Source organism: Williamsia sp. Y844, assembly GCF_056786475.1.
The window spans coordinates 90,984-108,752 of sequence record NZ_JBXCJB010000002.1; the positions used below are offsets into that span (position 1 = coordinate 90,984).

The 17,769-nt window shown below is 64.1% G+C and carries 15 protein-coding genes and 1 riboswitch; of the genes, 12 read left to right on the forward strand and 3 right to left on the reverse strand.

Translation table 11 applies throughout. From position 1 onward, the window contains the following. The first annotated feature begins 5 nt into the window (after positions 1–5). From AC1TQG_RS12795 to AC1TQG_RS12820, 6 genes are all read left to right on the forward strand, one after another. Complete coding sequence (locus AC1TQG_RS12795; protein ID WP_482137413.1) at positions 6–980, forward strand: ABC transporter substrate-binding protein; 975 nt, start codon at positions 6–8, stop codon at positions 978–980. 11 nt (positions 981–991) lie between these two features. Further along, positions 992–1,078, forward strand: a riboswitch (SAM riboswitch). Between the two features lie 9 nt (positions 1,079–1,087). After that, positions 1,088–1,636: a GNAT family N-acetyltransferase gene (locus tag AC1TQG_RS12800; protein ID WP_482137414.1), complete on the forward strand. Its 549-nt coding sequence runs from the start codon at positions 1,088–1,090 to the stop codon at positions 1,634–1,636. Next, positions 1,633–2,682 carry an LLM class flavin-dependent oxidoreductase gene (locus AC1TQG_RS12805; RefSeq protein ID WP_482137415.1) on the forward strand — a complete coding sequence of 350 codons (1,050 nt, stop codon included), beginning with the start codon at positions 1,633–1,635 and terminating at the stop codon, positions 2,680–2,682. Before AC1TQG_RS12800 ends, AC1TQG_RS12805 begins: the two co-directional genes overlap by 4 nt. A gap of 6 nt (positions 2,683–2,688) precedes the next feature. Beyond that, entirely contained in the window at positions 2,689–4,080 is a 1,392-nt protein-coding gene (locus tag AC1TQG_RS12810; protein WP_482137416.1) for an NtaA/DmoA family FMN-dependent monooxygenase, read from the forward strand. Further along, positions 4,052–5,470: an MFS transporter gene (locus AC1TQG_RS12815; protein WP_482137417.1), complete on the forward strand. Its 1,419-nt coding sequence runs from the start codon at positions 4,052–4,054 to the stop codon at positions 5,468–5,470. The genes AC1TQG_RS12810 and AC1TQG_RS12815 overlap by 29 nt, the downstream gene beginning before the upstream one ends. Then, a complete protein-coding gene (locus AC1TQG_RS12820; protein WP_482137419.1) occupies positions 5,467–6,621 on the forward strand; it encodes an LLM class flavin-dependent oxidoreductase in 1,155 nt (384 codons plus the stop codon). The genes AC1TQG_RS12815 and AC1TQG_RS12820 overlap by 4 nt, the downstream gene beginning before the upstream one ends. An 11-nt stretch (positions 6,622–6,632) precedes the next feature. Here AC1TQG_RS12820 and AC1TQG_RS12825 read toward each other — a convergent pair whose 3' ends face one another. Further along, on the reverse strand, positions 6,633–8,498 hold the full coding sequence (locus AC1TQG_RS12825; protein WP_482137421.1) for an FAD/NAD(P)-binding protein: 1,866 nt from the start codon (positions 8,496–8,498) through the stop codon (positions 6,633–6,635). Between the two features lie 172 nt (positions 8,499–8,670). Between AC1TQG_RS12825 and AC1TQG_RS12830 the strand changes: the two genes are divergently transcribed. Together AC1TQG_RS12830 and AC1TQG_RS12835 are read left to right on the forward strand one after the other, a co-directional pair. Beyond that, positions 8,671–9,381: an alpha/beta fold hydrolase gene (locus AC1TQG_RS12830; protein WP_482137423.1), complete on the forward strand. Its 711-nt coding sequence runs from the start codon at positions 8,671–8,673 to the stop codon at positions 9,379–9,381. After that, a complete protein-coding gene (locus AC1TQG_RS12835; RefSeq protein WP_482137425.1) occupies positions 9,290–10,534 on the forward strand; it encodes an NtaA/DmoA family FMN-dependent monooxygenase in 1,245 nt (414 codons plus the stop codon). Before AC1TQG_RS12830 ends, AC1TQG_RS12835 begins: the two co-directional genes overlap by 92 nt. 91 nt (positions 10,535–10,625) lie before the next feature. Here AC1TQG_RS12835 and AC1TQG_RS12840 read toward each other — a convergent pair whose 3' ends face one another. After that, positions 10,626–11,864 (reverse strand): TY-Chap domain-containing protein, encoded by a 1,239-nt coding sequence (locus tag AC1TQG_RS12840; RefSeq protein WP_482137427.1) that lies wholly within the window; start codon positions 11,862–11,864, stop codon positions 10,626–10,628. A gap of 221 nt (positions 11,865–12,085) precedes the next feature. Here AC1TQG_RS12840 and AC1TQG_RS12845 point away from each other — a divergent pair, with 221 nt between their 5' ends. Next, positions 12,086–12,940: a ParA family protein gene (locus AC1TQG_RS12845; RefSeq protein ID WP_482137429.1), complete on the forward strand. Its 855-nt coding sequence runs from the start codon at positions 12,086–12,088 to the stop codon at positions 12,938–12,940. Further along, complete coding sequence (locus tag AC1TQG_RS12850; RefSeq protein WP_482137431.1) at positions 12,937–13,635, forward strand: GNAT family N-acetyltransferase; 699 nt, start codon at positions 12,937–12,939, stop codon at positions 13,633–13,635. The genes AC1TQG_RS12845 and AC1TQG_RS12850 overlap by 4 nt, the downstream gene beginning before the upstream one ends. Before the next feature lie 21 nt (positions 13,636–13,656). Here the strand turns inward: AC1TQG_RS12850 and AC1TQG_RS12855 are convergent, their stop codons facing one another. Beyond that, entirely contained in the window at positions 13,657–14,979 is a 1,323-nt protein-coding gene (locus tag AC1TQG_RS12855; RefSeq protein ID WP_482137433.1) for a ClC family H(+)/Cl(-) exchange transporter, read from the reverse strand. 162 nt (positions 14,980–15,141) lie between these two features. On the opposite strand from AC1TQG_RS12855, the gene AC1TQG_RS12860 reads away from it, so the two are divergent. Both AC1TQG_RS12860 and AC1TQG_RS12865 read left to right on the forward strand, forming a co-directional pair. Then, positions 15,142–16,266, forward strand: a complete 1,125-nt coding sequence (locus tag AC1TQG_RS12860; protein ID WP_482137435.1) for an FO synthase — start codon at positions 15,142–15,144, stop codon at positions 16,264–16,266. Continuing rightward, a complete protein-coding gene (locus tag AC1TQG_RS12865) occupies positions 16,263–17,762 on the forward strand; it encodes a flavin-containing monooxygenase (RefSeq protein ID WP_482137436.1) in 1,500 nt (499 codons plus the stop codon). Before AC1TQG_RS12860 ends, AC1TQG_RS12865 begins: the two co-directional genes overlap by 4 nt. The last annotated feature ends 7 nt before the right edge of the window (positions 17,763–17,769 follow it).

Genomic DNA, 17,769 nt, shown 5'->3' on the forward strand with positions numbered 1-17,769 from the left:
CAAACATGTCCAGAACAAGCCGTCGACTCTCGATTGTCGCGTCCGCATTTGCCGCGCTCGCATTGCTGGTCACCGGGTGCAGCGAACCGACTGCGGAGTCCGAGGTGGTCACGTCCGACGGGCAGAGCTTCGACCTGTCGCCAGAGCAGTCCAGCCGAGTTCGCGTCGACAAGGTCGCTGACATCGCAGCCAAGGTGCCCCAAGCGATCCGCGATCGCGGCACGCTTGTCGTGACAGGAGCCGGCGGTACCGCTCCACCGCTGCGGTTCTACGCCACCGACGACAGGACGATCATCGGATCGGAGGTCGACTTCACGTATCTGATCGGTGACATCCTCGGCCTCAAAGTTGATCTGGCGGTTGCGGACTGGTCGCAGAACTTCGTCAAGATCGACTCCGGTGAGAACGACCTGTTCATCTCCAATGTCACGGTGACCGAAGAGCGCAAGGACAAGTACGACTTCGCCACGTATCGCCTCGACAACCTTGCCTTCGAAGCACCTAAGGACAGTGGTTGGAAGGTCGAAGGTCGTAAGGACGTCGCGGGCAAGAAGATCGGGGTCGGTTCAGGAACCAATCAGGAGCAGCTGCTGGTCGACTGGAACGAGCAGAATGTCGCCGATGGTCTCGCGCCGGCAGAGATCGTGTACTACCAGAATGCATCCGACTATTACCTGGCCCTCGGTTCGGGTCGAATCGACGGATACTTCGGCCCCAACCCGTCGTCGGTCTACCACGCTGCCACGTCGGGCGACACCGAGGTGATCGGGGTGTTCTCCGGTGCGGGTGATGCGCTGCAGGGCGAGATCGCGGTTCTGACAAAGAAGGACAACGGCCTCATCGAAGCCATCAACGAGGCCATCAACCACGCGATCGAGGACGGCAGCTACCAGAAGGTCATCGACCGCTGGGGCCTGCAGTCCGAAGCCGTCACCGTCTCGGAAATCAACCCGCCCGGACTTCCACGTACCGAAGCATAGGTAGTCGAACAAGACCATCCAGAGCGACCGAGAGACCAGGGCTCGATGACGTCGCAGCAACCCGCGAAGGCGGGTGCTCCTGCCCGGACCGATGGAAGGAAAGACGCGTGAGTGCATTACGGAGTGGAGCCGGTGGATCGGCCACGGGCACTGTCGATACTGCACAGTTGCAGATCGCCACGGTCCATCAGGACGATCCGCTGGCTTCCCCGCTGATCGAGGAGTTGGCCCTCGAATACAGCTCTCGTTATGGGCGCAGCCCGGGGGAGCAGTACAGCGAACTGCGGGCGTATCCCGCAGAGGAGTTCGCGCCGCCGGGCGGCGTTCTGATCGTCGCACTGGCCGGCGGCGTCCCGGTGGCCGGTGGCGCGTTCCGTCAGTACGACGCCACCACCGCCGAACTCAAGCGAATCTGGACGGCGTCGGCGTACCGCGGCCGCGGGTACGGCAAGACGATCGTGGCCGAACTCGAGAAGATCGCGATCGGCCGTGGCTATCGGCGAATCTTTTTGACAACCGGATGGAACCAGCCCGAGGCGGTGGCGTTGTATCTCGCTGCCGGTTACACGCCGCTATACGACACGACACTGGCCTCCGATGAGGTCGGCGTCCATCCGTTCGAGAAGAGTCTCGCATCGAAAGAGGTTTCAGCATGAGCATTTTCGCCCTGGGTATCGAGCTCGATGGGGAGGGAAATCATCCGGCGGCGTGGCGACGGGCATCTCATGCGCCCGACGCCTTGCTGACCGGCGAGACCGTGAGACGGAGAGTTGCTGCAGCGGAGAATGCCGGCTTCACGTTGGCGACGTTCGACGACTCGATCGTCGGTGCCACCAGCGACGTTGTCGGACGCATCGACGCGCCCAACCGCGCGGCCTTCGTGGCGGCGACGACATCGACCATCGGACTCGTTCCGTTTATCGGTACGACGTACGCCGAACCGTTCCATACGGCTTCGCAGTTGGCGACTCTCGACTACGCGTCGCGGGGGCGAGCCGGTTGGATCGCGGCACCCGTCACCGACAGTGCTGCGTCGAAGGTATGGGGCCGACCCGAGGTGGATAAAGAGTCGGAACGTGCACGTGAACAGCGGGATTCGATCACTGTTGCCCGTGGTCTGTGGGATTCCTGGGAGGACGATGCGGTGATCCGCGACTTCGCATCCGGCCGATTCCTCGATCGAGACAAGCTGCATTACATCGATTTCCAGGGTGAGAGTTTCTCCGTCAAAGGCCCGGCTATCGTTCCCAGGCCGCCGCAGGGACAATTGGTGGTGTTCGGAACCGCGGGCGACGTCGACGTGCGTCTGTTCTCGGAGACCTCCGTCGAAGCTATTTCCGTGGCCGCGAAGGCATTCGACGGGCTTGCCTTTGCCGAGCTCGATGTCACCCTCGACACCGCTACCGAATCGGCAGGCGAGCGGCTGGAGCATCTGAACTCGTACACGCAGGCCCAGCGATCTCCGCGTCTCCAATTCATCGGCAGCGCTGTTGAATTGGTCGACCTCTTGACCGAGCTTGCACATCATGTCGACGGCGTCAGAATCCACCCCACCGTCCTGGACGAAGATCTGGTGGTTCTCGCTCGCCATGTATTACCGCGCCTGTTCGCCACCGGCATCAGCCATCGTCCGGTGCCGGGTTCGACTTTGCGCGCCAACCTCGGTCTCACCCGTCCTGCAAGTCGCTACCAGAAGGCCTGATACGTCATGACTGTTCTCCGCCCCGACGCTCACGTGCACTTCGGTGTCTTCTTCCAGGGCGTCAACCACACAACCATCTGGTCCGATCCTGCGAGTGCGTCGCAGATCGACTTCGAGACCTTCCGCCGTGTGATCACCACTGCAGAACGCGGATTATTCGACGCGTTCTTCCTCGGCGAGGGCCTGCGCCTACGCGAACAGCAGGGAAAGATACTCGATCTCGACATCGTCGGACGGCCGGATGCGATCGCGCAATTGTCCGCCCTCGCGGGAATCACGTCGCACATCGGACTCGTCGCGACCCAGAACACCACGTACAACGAGCCTGCGGACCTTGCCCGACGCCTTGCGGGTCTCGATATTCTCTCCGGTGGTCGCGCCGGGTGGAATGTGGTGACCACGGACAACGCGTGGACGGGTGAGAACTTCCGTCGCGGCGGGTTCCTCGACCACGAACTGCGGTACGAGCGTGCCGGACAGTTCATCCAGGTCGCGCGAGAGATCTGGGATTCGTGGAACGGAAACGCGATCTCCTCGTCACGGGATGCGGATTCATGGGCGGCGAAGGATGCGGTCCGCACCGTTCGCCGTACGACGTCGCAGTTCGATGTCGAGTTGTCCCCGACCCTTCCTCGCAGTGCTCAGGGACATCCGGTGATCTTCCAAGCCGGCGACTCGCCGACCGGACGAGACTTCGCTGCGGCAAACGCCGAGGTGATCTTCTCGGCCCACGGAACGCATTTCGGCGATGCGCTCGAGTTTGCGAACGACATTCGGGCGCGTCTGCGCAAGGCCGGCCGGCCGGACGATGACATCAAGATCCTCCCCGGGACGCAGATCGTATTGGCGGAGAACGCCTCCGAGGTCGAGGAAAAGGAGCGGTGGGTCCGCGAGGGGCAATTCACCGGGCAGACGGCGCTCTCGCTCGTCGGGCAGGTGTGGGGCCGTGACCTTTCCGATCGTGATCCCGATGGTCCACTACCCGAAGAAGATCCCCTGCCTGCACCCATCTCGGTGACACGTGGCGCCGCGCGGGACGGCAAGGACCCCATCGCGATCGCGAAGGAATGGCGGGCACTGGCCGATGCGAAGAACCTGTCGCTGCGGCAGGTGGCCATCGAGACAACTGCGCGCTCCGGTTTTGCCGGCACGCCAGGGCAAGTGGCCGACGAATTGGTCAAGTGGGTTCGCAGTGGTGCAACCGATGGGTTCAACATCTCGCCGTACATCGTGCCGGGCGGGCTGGACGACATCGTCAACTGGTTGGTCCCGGAGCTGCAAGAGCGGGGCGCGTATCGGGCCGCGTACGAGTCGAACACACTGCGGGAGAACCTGGGCCTGGGCGCACCTCTGACGCGACGCAAGGTCGGTGACAGCGATATCAGCGCTGCAGGTTGACCCACGCACCACCGTCGGGTCGCGCGCAGAGGTACTGGTCTGCGCTGCAGCCGGATTCACCACACTGCTCGACTCGACAGTTCTCGGTATCGGTATCCCGGCCATTCGCACATCGCTGGGTGCCGATACCGCCCAGGTGCAGTGGATCCTCGCCGGCTATTCGTTGACGTTCGGCCTGGCGCTGGTACCGGCAGGCAGGCTCGGGGATGTGATCGGCCGACGGAGGCTGTTCCTCGTCGGCCTTTCCCTGTTCACGGCAATGGGTGTCGTTGGCGCGCTGGCATCGAGTCCATGGATGGTCGTCGCCGCACGCCTCGGTCAAGGCGTCGGCGCGGGGATGGTCAGCTCCCAGGTCCTGGGAATCATCACCGACCGGTTCTCCGGGCGGCAGCGCGCGAAAGCGCTTGGTGCCTACAGCACGGCAGCGGGCCTGGCCGGACTGTTCGGCCCGATCATCGGCGGTGCCCTGCTCGGGGTGGCCGATGCCGACCTGGGTTGGCGGTTGCTGCTGCTCCTCAATGTCCCGTTCGCTCTCGCCACGTTGGTGATGGCGGTGCTCTTCTTACGGCCGGATCGCACGTCAAGTGCGGGCGCGAGTATCGATATCGTGGGGCTGATTGCGCTTGCTGTGGCAACGCTCGCCTTGCTGCTGCCATTGGTATCCTCGTTCGGGGCTGTGTTCTCCGTGCTGTCCGTCGCCGTATCGGTGGCTGCATTGGTCGGATTCTGGTTCGCCGAACGTAGATTCGCCGCACATGGTGGTGTGCCGGTGCTATTGCCGGCTTTGATCGCGGCGCGGGGCTACACACTCGGAACGATGGTCGCGATGTTCTGGTTCGGTGCTCTGTTGGCGCTGAATGCGGTACTGAGCTTGTATCTGATCGAAGGCCTCGGCTATTCGGCTTTGCAGGCCGCACTCGTGATGGCAGCCGGGTCGGTGATGATGGCCGTGACGTCGGCCTTCGGTTGGCGTCTTGTCTCGAGATTCGGACGCGGCGCTGTGGTGTGCGCGGTCGCCACCGAACTGGTCGTGGTCGCCGGTTACATCGTCACCGTGAACGCGATGCCCCGCGAGTACATCGTGACGATGTTTGTCGTGTTGGCGGCGATATCCGGAATCGCGAGCGGGCTGGTCGACGCGCCGAACCGCGGATTGACGTTAGAGTACGCGCCGGCCGGGGCGAGTGGTGTTGCGGCTGCGTTCCTGCAGCTCTCGCAACGAGTTTCGGCGACGATATCGTTGGCCGCCGTGTCGGGTCTGTACCTTGGAATCCTGGCGAGCACGGGCGAATTCGGGCCGGCGATCGCTGCCGGCCTCGGTGTGTGTTTCGTGATGCTGCTGGCGTCGTTGCTGTGCGCGGTGGCCGATCATAGAAGGAGGCGAGCATGAAGTTCTCATGGTTTCTGCCGACCGGCGGTGACGACGAGCGACTCGGCGCAGGTTCACACGGTGTAGGTATTGCAAGCGGTGGTGTCAAAGGCCATGGTGTCAAGGGAGATGGTGTCAAGAGAGATCGCGTCGCGACGAAGACAGGCGGGCATCGCGAGGCAACTCTCGACTACCTGACAGAAGTCGCGCAAACTGTGGACCGCTTGGGGTTTCACGCCGTCCTGACACCGACCGGCGCACACTGCGAGGACTCGTGGCTCGTGACGTCTGCTCTGATCTCGGCTACGGAGCGACTCAAGTTCCTCGTTGCGTTCCGTCCAGGGGCGGTGGCTCCGGTGCTGTCGGCGCAGATGGTCAGTACGTTCCAGCGGTTGTCCGGTGGGCGTGCCCTGCTCAACGTGGTTGTCGGCGGTGATGATTCGGAACAGCGAGGGTACGGTGACACGGCGGGCAAGGACGATCGTTACCGTCGGGCCCATGAGTTCCTCGAGATCGCGCGAGCCGTCGGAAACGGCGAAAACGTGCACGTGGACAGCGAGTTCTACACGGTGGAGCGTGAGGGCGGCGGATTCAGCGGGTACAGCTCGGTTCCGCTGCCCGACGTCTATCTGGGCGGCTCATCGGCGGCAGCGATCGACGTGGCAGCGGCACAAGCCGACGTGTTCCTCACATGGGGCGAGCCACCTGCCGAGGTTGCCGAGAAACTCGCAGTGGTGAAGGCCCGGGCAGCCGAGAACGGCAGGGCAGTCCGCGGGGGAATCAGACTGCACGTCATCACTCGTGAGAGCGCCGAGGAGGCGTGGGCCGCAGCAGCGAACCTCATCGCCGGCTTGGACGACGAGACGATCGGACGCCGCCAGGAAGCTTTGCGGAAACTGGGTTCCGAAGGTCAACGTCGCATGCTCGACCTGCATGGTGGTGATCGCTCGAAACTGCTTGTCGCGCCCAACTTGTGGGCCGGGTTCGGCCTCGTGCGAGGGGGCGCGGGGACGGCACTCGTCGGCAGCCACGACGAAGTGGCGGCGCGCATCGAGGAGTACCGGGACGTGGGTATCGACGAGTTCATTTTCTCCGGCTACCCACATCTCGAAGAGGCAGTGCACTTCGGGACCGGAGTTCTACCCAGATTCAGCAAAGCCACCGGCAGCTGAGATAAGCGCGGCTACCGGGTCGCTGACACGCTCGACTGATCGATGTGCGCACCGATTTCCACACTGAGCAGTTCGGACGCAAGTGAATCGTTGTGACGGAAGAAGCCTGCGTTGGTTCGGGGCCGTGGGAATGCGCTCGACCAGGTGTGCCCGGCGACCCAGGGACCGACCGCGTATCGAAGCGGGTGGACGGTACCGTCGGCGCCCAGGATCCGGGATCGGCCGTCGACGGCGATCTTTGCGGCGCTGTCGGTGGTCGCTCTCACTTCGGTGATCTCCCCGCGGGCGTACAAGGTGCGCAGCAGGGTATCGCCGCTGGCCGAGATCGACGCGACGGGCAGCCGAGCATCGATGAGGGTGTCGGCGAAGACGGTGTCCGGGTGAGCGTCGCTGCTCGCTCGGAACTTCCCGGTGGTGGCGTCAGCGGTGAACGACACCTCGGGTCCGAGAAACCGAACCACACCCGCGCGGGACAGCGCGAGTAGCTGTTCCAGGCGAAGCGGAGGGGGACCGCTGGCGTAGAAACTGAAGAACGAATGCAACCACCCCTCGACATCCGCCGCGATCGACTGGGTTGGGATCCTACCGCGGCGCAGCAGTTCGCCGATTGTCATGTAGACCGACAGCAGTGCCGAGAACACCGCTGCGTCGTAGCTGAAGTATGGGTCTGATCGGCGGTGTAGATCTTCCTCGATGTATGCGCAAAGACGCTGCGCCACTTCATCGAGCCCGGTAAACTTCTCGTCGGTCAGAGGCCGGTCCAGCCGCTCGAGGTCGATGCGATCACGCTCGTCGGGGACGAATGTGCTGACGAGTTCATCGAGCGCGACGGACCCCCAATCAAGCGCATCGAACTCGAACTCGAAATCGGTCCACGTCCCGCGTGCTCGGTCGGGATGGGCCGCGAAAAGTTCGTAGTAGTGCGCCCATGCGAGTTCTTTCGACGCCAACGGCCAGATGTCGTCGTGGAAGCTCAAGGGGCCGTTGCCGGTGAATGCATCGGCGGTGAAGTATTTGGGTAGTGGCGGGCGGGCCGCAGCGATGTCGTACGAGATCTTCGCATGGTAGGGCACGCCTCGGCGCGAACCGGCGTACATGATCGGTTCTCGACCCGAAGGCGAATAGACAAGCGCGCCTTCGGTGTTGCGAACAAACGTACCGCCGCGGCTCTCGGCGAGCAACACCATCCAATCGATGAATGCCAGGCCCAGGCCTGCGACGAGGATCGGCTCGACGGCGGGCACGACATCGGGGTCCAGGTCGGCGGTGTATCCCGGACCCACGTAGGTCAATCCGTTGCCTGCCGCGAAATCGGCGAGTGTGCGTTCGCGTCCCGAAGGGAGCGAGTCCGGGTGGCCTTGTGCCAGCAAGACGATATCTGCGCCGACGATGAAGCCGTTGTCAAGCGAGACCTGTTGCGGGCCTTGGCCCGAGATGTCGACGACGGTCCGCTGGTGGTAAGTGACCCGCGCCGAGGAGCCCTTGGTCGCTCGGTCGAAAACCCAACTGAGATAACGGCTCTGCAGAGTGCGCGAGGCGAAGGAGTCTGGAGTGAACCCGCGTAGTTCGTCGAGGAGCTCGGGGTCGCTGCCGAGGATCTCCGTGTTGGCCTGTACCCATTCGGCCAGCGTGGGGCCGGGGCGCAGGGGGCCTTCGACCGCGGTTGTGTCGTCGGTGAACATCGTGACGTCGGCTGCGACGGAGTTCATCCAGAGCAGGGGAGGTTGGCTTTCACGCCAGATACGGCCGGCTCCGGGCGGGAACGGGTCGATGACGTGGATGTGAAGGTCCCGGTCGGTGGCACGTGCCAGTAGACGCTCGAGCACGCCGGTTCCGCGTGGGCCGGCGCCGACGATCGCTATGGTCAACGGGCTCATGAATCCTCTTCGTGGGTGTGCCTGGCGCACGGTCGAATTCGCCGCATTTCACAGTATGCACGGGCAGGAAATACAGCAGAACTCCGCAAAATCACGATGCGCAGAACTCTTCTCGCCGGGGCGAGTCGGCCGTAACGTCCGACGCACGAATGATCTACAGCGGAGGTGCTGCATGGTTCGGGTCAATGTCCGACGGTGGGGGAGTGGAGATCGAAACGCGGTTCTCATCCATGGCCTCGGCAACTCGTCGGAGTCATGGTGGGAGGTCGGACCGGAGTTCGCCCGTCGCGGCTTCAACGTTCATGCTGTCGATCTGCCAGGACATGGGACCAGTGAGCATCTCGACGAGTACTCGGTCGAGGCGCTGGTGGACGCGGTTCTGGACGCAGTGCCTGCGGAACCGGCCCTCGCGCTCGGGCATTCGCTCGGTGGGTTGGTCTTGGCGCACGCCGTCGAAGTGTTGCGTCCTGGCGTGGCCGTTTACGAGGACCCGGCCTGGAGTGTGTCGGTCGACCCGGCCGTCGTGGACTCGTTCCGCGCGCAGAAAGGTTGGACTGCGGAGGATGTCGACGTGGTGTACCCGAAATGGAGTGAGGGGAGCAAGGCTCGCAAACTGGCCGCGCTCGGGCAGTGGGACGAGCGGATCCTGGACGGTCTTAGTTCGTTCACTTCAGCGCGAGTGACTGCGCCTGCTGTTCGATCCATTGTGGTGCTCGCCGATCCGAGCCACCTGGTGCCCGCCGCACGTGCCGAGGAATTGCGTGCCGCCGGATTCGAGGTGCGCTCCGTCCATGACGCCGGGCACGTTGTTCATTTCGACGACTTCGCAGGCTTTCTGGAAGCGCTTGATCTGGCCCGATTCGACGCGCAGACGACGGCATGAGTGCACGCAGCCCGACCTGCTGAGCTTCGGTGCACAGGGCGCCATCGGTGCGCAGGAACCGTTGATCTTTCTCGCTGCCCTCAGTGCTGTCACCGAGCATGTCGGATTGATTGCGACAGTGACAACGACATTCCACCACCCTTATAACCTGGCCCGCCTGTTCGGCACGTTGGATCACGTCAGCAATGGGCGGGCGGCATGGAATGCCGTCACGTCATCGCTCGGAGAAGAGAACTACAGCGACCAAGACCTTCCGAGTCCCGAAGAGCGCTATGCGCGCGCGACGGAGTCGCTCGAGATCGTGGGCGCACTCTTCGACAGTTGGCGTCCCGGAGCGCTTGTTGCCGGACCCAAAGGCGCGCGCCTCGATGCCTCGCGTGTCCTTCCCATCGGTTATCAGGGCAAGTACTTCAAAGTGCAGGGGCCACTCAATATCCCATCCTTGCCACAGCGTCGCCCCGTCCAATTCCAAGCCGGCCAGTCTGCAGGTGGCATCGAGCTCGGAGCACGCTTCGCGGAGGTCGTCTTCACATCCCTGGCGACGATGGAAGACGCGGTGACGTACACCAAGCCCATCCGTGCCAGGGCCGCGGAACTCGGTCGCGGCGGCGAACTGCCGCTGATCTTCAGTTCGTTCCATGCCACCTACGGCGCCAGCGAAGCCGAAGTCGCGCAGTTGGCCAGGGAGGCAGAGGAATCCACGGACTTCGGCGCGGGCCGGGTTCGTCTCGAAGACATGTTCGGTGGGGACGTCGACCTTTCCGAATTGCCGCTCGACAAGCCGATCCCGGAATCGTTGCTGCCCGATCCGGAGTCGGTCAATCGCCGCCGAGGCAGAGTCGAGATATTCGGGAAGTTGGCAGCGCAGGGAAAGACGCTGCGAGAGTTGATCATCGCATCGAAGGACACGGGGCACTGGGCCATGGCCGGCACGCCTGATCAGCTCGCCGACGCAATCGAAGAACGCTACGACGCGGGTGTTCTCGACATCATCTCGCTAGGAGGACTCGCGGACCCACGTACGCGCGACTTCGTGACCAACGGACTGCTGCCCGAACTGCGCACACGTGGCATTGTCGGTTCCGACTACGTTGGCAACACGTTCCGCGAGAATCTGGAGTTGCCGGCTCTGCCGCCCTACGAACCGAATTAGACCTGATTCCGGCACACCATCGTCGCCGAACTCTACAATCGGATTCGGTTGGAATGCAGGAGATCTCGTTCTGCTGCTCGGCCGGACGAGGTCAGTCTGGCCGGACTGCGTCCACGTCGGAGGACGTTGGCCTGCTCTTGCGCCGCCGGGTGTGATCGCCGGGCAACACCACCGCACGCAGACCGGCACGCAAGGCTTCTTTGGTGCACGCCCACCCGTCGGCCTCGTGGAGGCAGGCGCGAGCTTCGTCCCGGTCGCCACGTTCTGCCGCGATGTCTGCGGCCCGGCGCCAGGAGATCGCCTCGTCGGTGCTGATCCGTAGGTACCGCAGGATCGCATCGCGGTCGTAGTCACAGATCTCGGCAACCTCGTGTGGGGTCAGGACACCGGTTCCGTCTGGGTCGAGGTGCAGCAGGACCATCAGCGCGGGCGGTAGGCCGTCATAGAGGTCGGCTGGATCAGTTGATGCCGCCGCGACTTCGCCGGTCACTCCGGCGCACGCGATCTCGCGCGCGATCAGTCCGGCACCGATACGCATGAACTTGAACCAAGTGAGTAATGCGTCCTCGACAGCCGAGGGTGTGAACACGTTCGCGTCGATGCTGATCTGGGCCACCGCATGGTTGCGGGAGACGACAAAGTCGATCTCGGGCCAGTGTGGCCCGTGGAGATCGAACACTGCGTGCACATGCGGATTCGTGTCGATGTCGGGGGCGAGCATCGTGAAAAGGTCGACGTAGGACTCGGTGGCCCGCACTCGCAACCACGACGTGAGGCCGCCGAGCGTGAAGGTGATGTCCCCGTCGTGATCTTTTGTGATGGGGTCGCAGGATACCTGGGCGAGGACTCCCTCGACCAGGGCCTGTAGATGGGCAGGCCCGCTGGGTCGGACAGAAACGTCTGCCGGTGGCGCTCCGTCGTCGTCGTAAAGGGCGGGCCGGTCGAAGAACGCGGGATGGACAACTTGCCAGTGCTCGCGGATCACCGAGGTGACCTCGACGGCCAGTTTGTCGACGTGGCGGCGACCGACTGTCAGTGTGAACTCACCTGAGCTGAGTTCGCGCCAGCCGCGCTCGAGCAGGGCCGCCGGCGCCTCGCTGTTGGCCGGCCAGAGATACCGAGGAAACTCCGACGACAGCGCGCAGCGCATGCGGCCTGCGCGCGTGACGGTGAAGGTGAACGCCTGCGCATGCTCTTCGAATACCGGGTCGGGCCGGTCGAGGACATGGCGCTCGCCGTGTTTCAGATCGGCCAGGGTGTCGGCCAGAGACAGTCGGAACTGAGCCCACGAGTCGTCCATCGAACTGTCGAAGTCGATCGGATCGGTCATGGTTGCTCCTGACTGTTGCTGGACCGTATCCCAGTGACCCTATAGCCCATCTGATCGTTACGGTCATTGAGCACGTTTTAGGCTATCGGCAGTATCCGACAATCAGGTATTGAAGCTGGTCAGACGGAGGCCCTGAACTTTGATCGAGGTGTGAGCCGGGCCTCTCCGTCGTAAGTTGATCGTAACGCCAGTCAGGCGAACAGGCTCTAGGGAGCACCCGCATGGCCAAGGTGATCGCGACCATCAGCCTCAAAGGAGGCGTGGGTAAAACGACGGTGACGGCCGGAATCGCGGAGTTCCTGGCGGGTGAGTTCAAGCAGCGGGTACTGGTCGTCGACCTCGACTCGCAGATCAACCTGACCACGATGATGATCGGTGAGCAGCGCTGGTCAGAGCTGAATCGGGCAGGCCGGACGCTGGCGACACTGTTCAACGACGCACTGGACGGCACCAGCGACTTTGTTGTCGGGTCCGCGGTGCAGCGGTCGGTGTCGTCGGTCGGGACGGTGAAGGGCCTCGACCTGTTGCCGTCGTCGCTGGACCTCATCGAAGTCCAGGAGGAGGTCAGCGCGCTGCGGGTCCGGGCCGACGACACGTTGGCCGCGGTCACCATTCTCCGGGACGCGATTGCACCGGTCCGCGACTCGTACGACTACATCCTGATCGACTGCCCGCCCAACGTCGGTCCGATCACACTCAACGGATTGGCGATGGCCGACGGATACATCATCCCGGCCATCCCGGATGTGTTGTCCACCCATGGAATCCCGCAGATCCAGCGGCGGGTCAAAGAGTTCAGTGACGAGATCGGCCGCCAGATCGTCGAACTCGGTGTGGTGATCACCAAGATGCGCGCGAACTCGACGGTCCACCAGTCGACGATCATGAGGCTGCGACGTGATCCGAACATCCAGAATGTGCTGCCGAACTACCTGCCGGAGTCCAATTCGATTGCGGGGGCCGCGGAGTTTCAGGTGTACTCGACGTTGAAGATCAAATACGGCACGCACGGCCAGTTTGATCAGTTCCGGGGACTGACCAGAAATCTGATGGTGGAGGCAGAACGGAAACTATGAGACCGCAACCTGCACCCGTAGCCGACCAACTCGCCCTTGACGACCCGATTGGCGCTTCACTCAACGGGTTCCATGCAAATGTGGCGCAGGTTCGGGGTCGGGTACGACGATTCGATCCGGGCATCTCGAAGTTCATGTCGATCCCGGAAGACCCCACATCTGACGACTGGGCGTCGGCGGCAGCACTGGCGGTGGCATCCGGGGCGATCCTGTTCAGTGCCGAACCGTACGAGGTACCCGAGTATTGGCCTGCCAACACGCTCGATCTCGTGCAGATGGTGGCCGACAATGTCAGTGGTGCAGGCGATCTGGACGCCGTGGTCCTGGGTGAGGTCGACGTGCCGGAGATGTTGGAACTGACCGCCGCGACCAAGCCCGGACCGTTTGCGGCCCGGACCATCGAACTCGGTACCTATCTGGGTATCCGCGACCACGGACAATTGGTGGCAATGGCGGGGGAGCGGATGCGCGCGCCCGGGTGGACCGAGATCAGCGCGATCTGCACGGCACACAGCCACCGGGGGCAGGGGCTGGCAGCACGACTGGTCCACACCCTGGTCGGGCAGATCGAAGCCCGCGATGAACAGGCCTTCCTGCATGCGGCGATCACGAACACATCAGCGATCGAGCTGTACCGGCGTCTCGGCTTTCGCGAACGACGGCGACTGGTGGCCACCGGTTTGAGTGCGATCTGAGTTGCGCAGACCACGGTGCGTTCACGCGTGCGGCCTGGACTGGAGCATCCGCTCGCGGAGGCTGTCGTAGATCGGTTGTGAGCCCGCGAACTGGGCGACCAGTACGGCCATCGCGGTCGCGGCGATCATCGGGACGCTGACCGAGGTGACCGCGGTCATCTCGATGACGAGCACCATCCCGGTCAGCGGGGCCCGGACCACGGCGCCAAAAAATGCCGCCATGCCGACGACGGCCATCGCGATTTTGAGTGACGAGTCCACGCCCGGCACGAAAACGTCTGCGACACCGACAAATAGGACACCCCAGAGGGCGCCGACTGCGAGTACCGGAGCGAACAGGCCACCAGGCGTGGCTGCCGCGTACGACAACGGGCCGGCGAACAATCGGACCGCGAGATAGCCGGCGACCGCGGTCAGCGCCATGCTGCCGCCGCCGATCACCTTCTGTGCCAGGTCATCACCGCCGCCTGCCGCGAGCGGGTCGATCGCCAGGAGACCGCCGATGACCGCGCCGATGGCGGCGGCTTTCACCACTTTCGGGACGGTGGGGAAGAGCGCAAGGAGATCGAGCGAGCCGAGGATCAGCCTGTTGTAGAACACCCCGAGCAAGCCCGTGAGAAGGCCGAAGACCACGAACACCGGCAGTAGGGTGATCGATGGGGATTCGACGGCGTCGACGCGAAAGTCGGGGTGGTCGCCAAGGATGATCCGTGAACAGCCCACACCGACCGCAACCGCCAACAATGTCGGAATGGCCGTGCGGAGGCGGAAGGACTTGGTCACCTCCTCGAACACGAACAACGCACCCCCGATCGGGGCGTTGAACGCAACGCCGAGTCCGGCCCCGGCCAGCGAGGTCTGCATCAGGCGCGAGTCACCGTCGTCGAGCCGGGCGCGGCGGCCGGCTTCGGCGCCGATCACCGCCCCCATGTGGACGGTCGGGCCCTCCCTGCCCAGGACGAGTCCGGATCCGATCGACAGCAGGCCGCCGACGAACTTCGCAGGCAACACGCGCAATGGTGCGGCTTTCGCTTCGCCACGTTCAACAGCCTCGACGTGCTGGATACCGCTGCCCGACGCCAGTGGGACCCACCGGACGATCAGCGCGGCCAATCCGGCGCCGGTGGCGGTGACCGCCACCGGGACGAGCCAGCCCGGACCGGGTAGCTCATGCGCCCACTCGAGCATGTCGCCGCGCCATTGGTCGGCCTCGCGCAGGCACCAGCGGAATGCGCCGCCGATGAATCCGATCAGAATCCCGCCGACAACAGCCAGAACACAGAGGATCGCGACCCCACGTACCGACTCGAGACCATCGTCGGAAACCGCCTGAGATTCCGCCATCGTGTCTGCCTTCTACTGCTGTGACGTGGAGATTGTCACCGGATCGCCGACTTGGCGGTAACTCTAGTGGCCCACCACGCCCGGACCGTCGTCCCGACACGGTGGGTGTCGCAGGTGTACCTGCGGCGAACACCGGTCGTGGTCCGGTTCTAGAGTCGAAGGATGACGATGCGAAGGTCCTGGGCCGAAGACACTCGGCTCCCGGGGTCCACGGTGCGGCCGGCGCTGCGCCGGATCGCTGATGGTTCGGCTCCGCTCGACGATGCCGAATGGATTTTGCTGCTGCAAGCGCAGGGCGACGAGCTGAACGAACTGTGCGAATTGGCAGAATCCGCCCGTCAGAAAGCAGTCGGCGACGAACTCACATTCGTTGCCAACCGGAACTTCGACACCGGTGCCGTACTCGACCTCGTCGCGTCGCCGCGACTCGAGGATCTCGTGGCCGAAGCCTGGACGCTGGGCGCCACCGAGATCTGCATGCAGGGTCCGGTGCCCCAGGCGCGGCCTGCCAGCGACTACCTGACGGTGGTCGAACGCATCCGGACTGTCGCACCGGACATGCACCTGCACGCCTACCGGGTACCCGAGGTGATCGATGCCGCCGACCGTCTCGGGATCTCGGTCCGGGATTTCCTGTTGGCTGCCAAGGCCGCCGGGGTGAGCACTGTTCCGGGGACCGCTGCCCAGGTACTCGATGACTCGGTCCGTGAAGCGCTTTCGCCGAACGGTCAGGCGCTGTCGGTTCAGACGTGGGTCGAGACGATCACCACCGCGCACGAGGTGGGCCTCAAATCCACCGCGACGCTGCTCTACGGCCATCTCGAACGGCCGGAACTTCAGGTTGCGCATTTGCGATTGCTTGGCGAGATCCAGGCGCGGACCGGTGGTTTCACCGAACTCATCCTGATGCCGATGTTGCCCGAGCTCGCACCGCCGCACCTGCGTGAGATGGCGACCCGTGGTCCGTCCTTCCGCGAGACGCGGGCGGTACACGCGGTGGCACGGCTGATGCTCCAGGAGTCGTTTGATCACGTCCAGGCGGCGTGGACGAAGCTCGATGCCGAGGCGCTCACCGCGGTCCTGCGCGGTGGTGCCGACGATGTGGGGGGCGTACTGATCGACGGGACCCTGATGCCGAGTGCAGGCCCGGAAAGTGGCAGACAACTGCTGCCCGCGGATGTGGAGAGCCTGGCCGCGGACCTCGGACGGACGGTTCGTCAACGCACCACCCCCTACAGCTCGCCTTCGGCCGAACGCCGCGACGTCCTGCGTCGGGTATTTGCATGACCGGCCCGCAACTCTTGCCCGACTACGTCGACGTCGCGATCGTGGGGGCCGGATTTGCCGGACTCGGGATGGCGATCCGCACTGCTCGGCGCGGTGACGAGAGTTTTGTGATCCTCGAACGGGAAAACGCGGTCGGCGGCACCTGGCGGGACAACCGGTATCCGGGTGTGGCCTGCGACGTGCCCTCGCACGTCTATTCGTTCTCGTTCCGTCCGCCGGGCGACTGGGAATCGCTGTTTGCCGCAGGCGATCAGATCCACAACTATCTCGAGCAGGCCGCCGCCGAGGAAGGGCTGTTGCCGCATCTGCACCTCGGTGTCGACGTGACCCAGACGCGGTGGCTGCCCGACGAATTGTGCTGGGCGGTCTCGTCCACGGCCGGTGAGCTCCGGGCTCGGGTGCTGGTGGTCGCGGTGGGGCGTCTGGCCGACCCACTCGTTCCGCCGATCCCGGGCATGGATGCATACCCGGGCAGTGTTTTTCACACCGCGCGCTGGGACAACACCGCACCGATCGACGGCGCTCGGGTCGGTGTGGTCGGTACCGGTGCCTCGGCGATCCAGCTGGTCCCGGAACTGGCGCAGCGGGCCGAGGAGTTGGTGGTCTTCTCCCGCAGCGCGCCGTACGTGGTCCCGCGCGGCAATCGGCAGTACAGCTCGGCCGAGCGCGAAGAATTACGGGTGAAGGCCAATGCCGATCGCCTTCGAGAAGAGTTGTTCACCGAGGCGGACAAGGCATTTGGGCAGCGTCGCGGCCTGCACCCGGACATCGACCAGATACGTGACCGGGCGTTGGGTCATCTCCACGCGCAGGTCGCCGATCCAGGCCTGCGCGCCGATCTCACACCGCATTACGAAATCGGTTGCAAGCGAATCCTGTTGAGCGACGACTTCTTTCCCACCATGACCCGGCCGAACGTCACGCTCGAGCCATCCGCGCTGGCACAGTTCGACGGATCCCGGGCGGTGGCGGCCGGCGGGAAGGCCTATGAGCTCGACACCGTGGTGATGGCGACCGGCTTCTCGGCGGCCCGCCCGGAGTTCGCCACCCGGATCGTCGGGGTCGACGGGGAACGGCTCTCGGAGCATTGGGGGGCCGGGATGGTGTCGTACGCATCCACCGCCATCAGCGGATACCCCAACATGTTCGTACTCGACGGACCGAATGCGGCGCTGGGCCACAACTCGGCGATCTACATGATCGAAACCCAGATCGACTACGTGCTCGGCGCCCTCGATCACCTCAACGACAGCGGAACCCGTGCGGTGGAGGTGACGGCCGCTGCCGAACAGGCCTACACCCGGGAGATCGACGAGCGTAGTGCGTCGACGGTATGGCTCAGTGGTTGCAGCAGCTGGTACCTCGATCCGACCAGTCGCCGGCTCACGCTGCTCTGGCCCGGAACCGGCCGCTCGTTCCGGGAACGGAACGGAACCTTCGACCCGTATCACTACGAGCGGTTGTGGGCGCCGGACTCGGTCGATCTCCCGGTCTGAGTCGTTC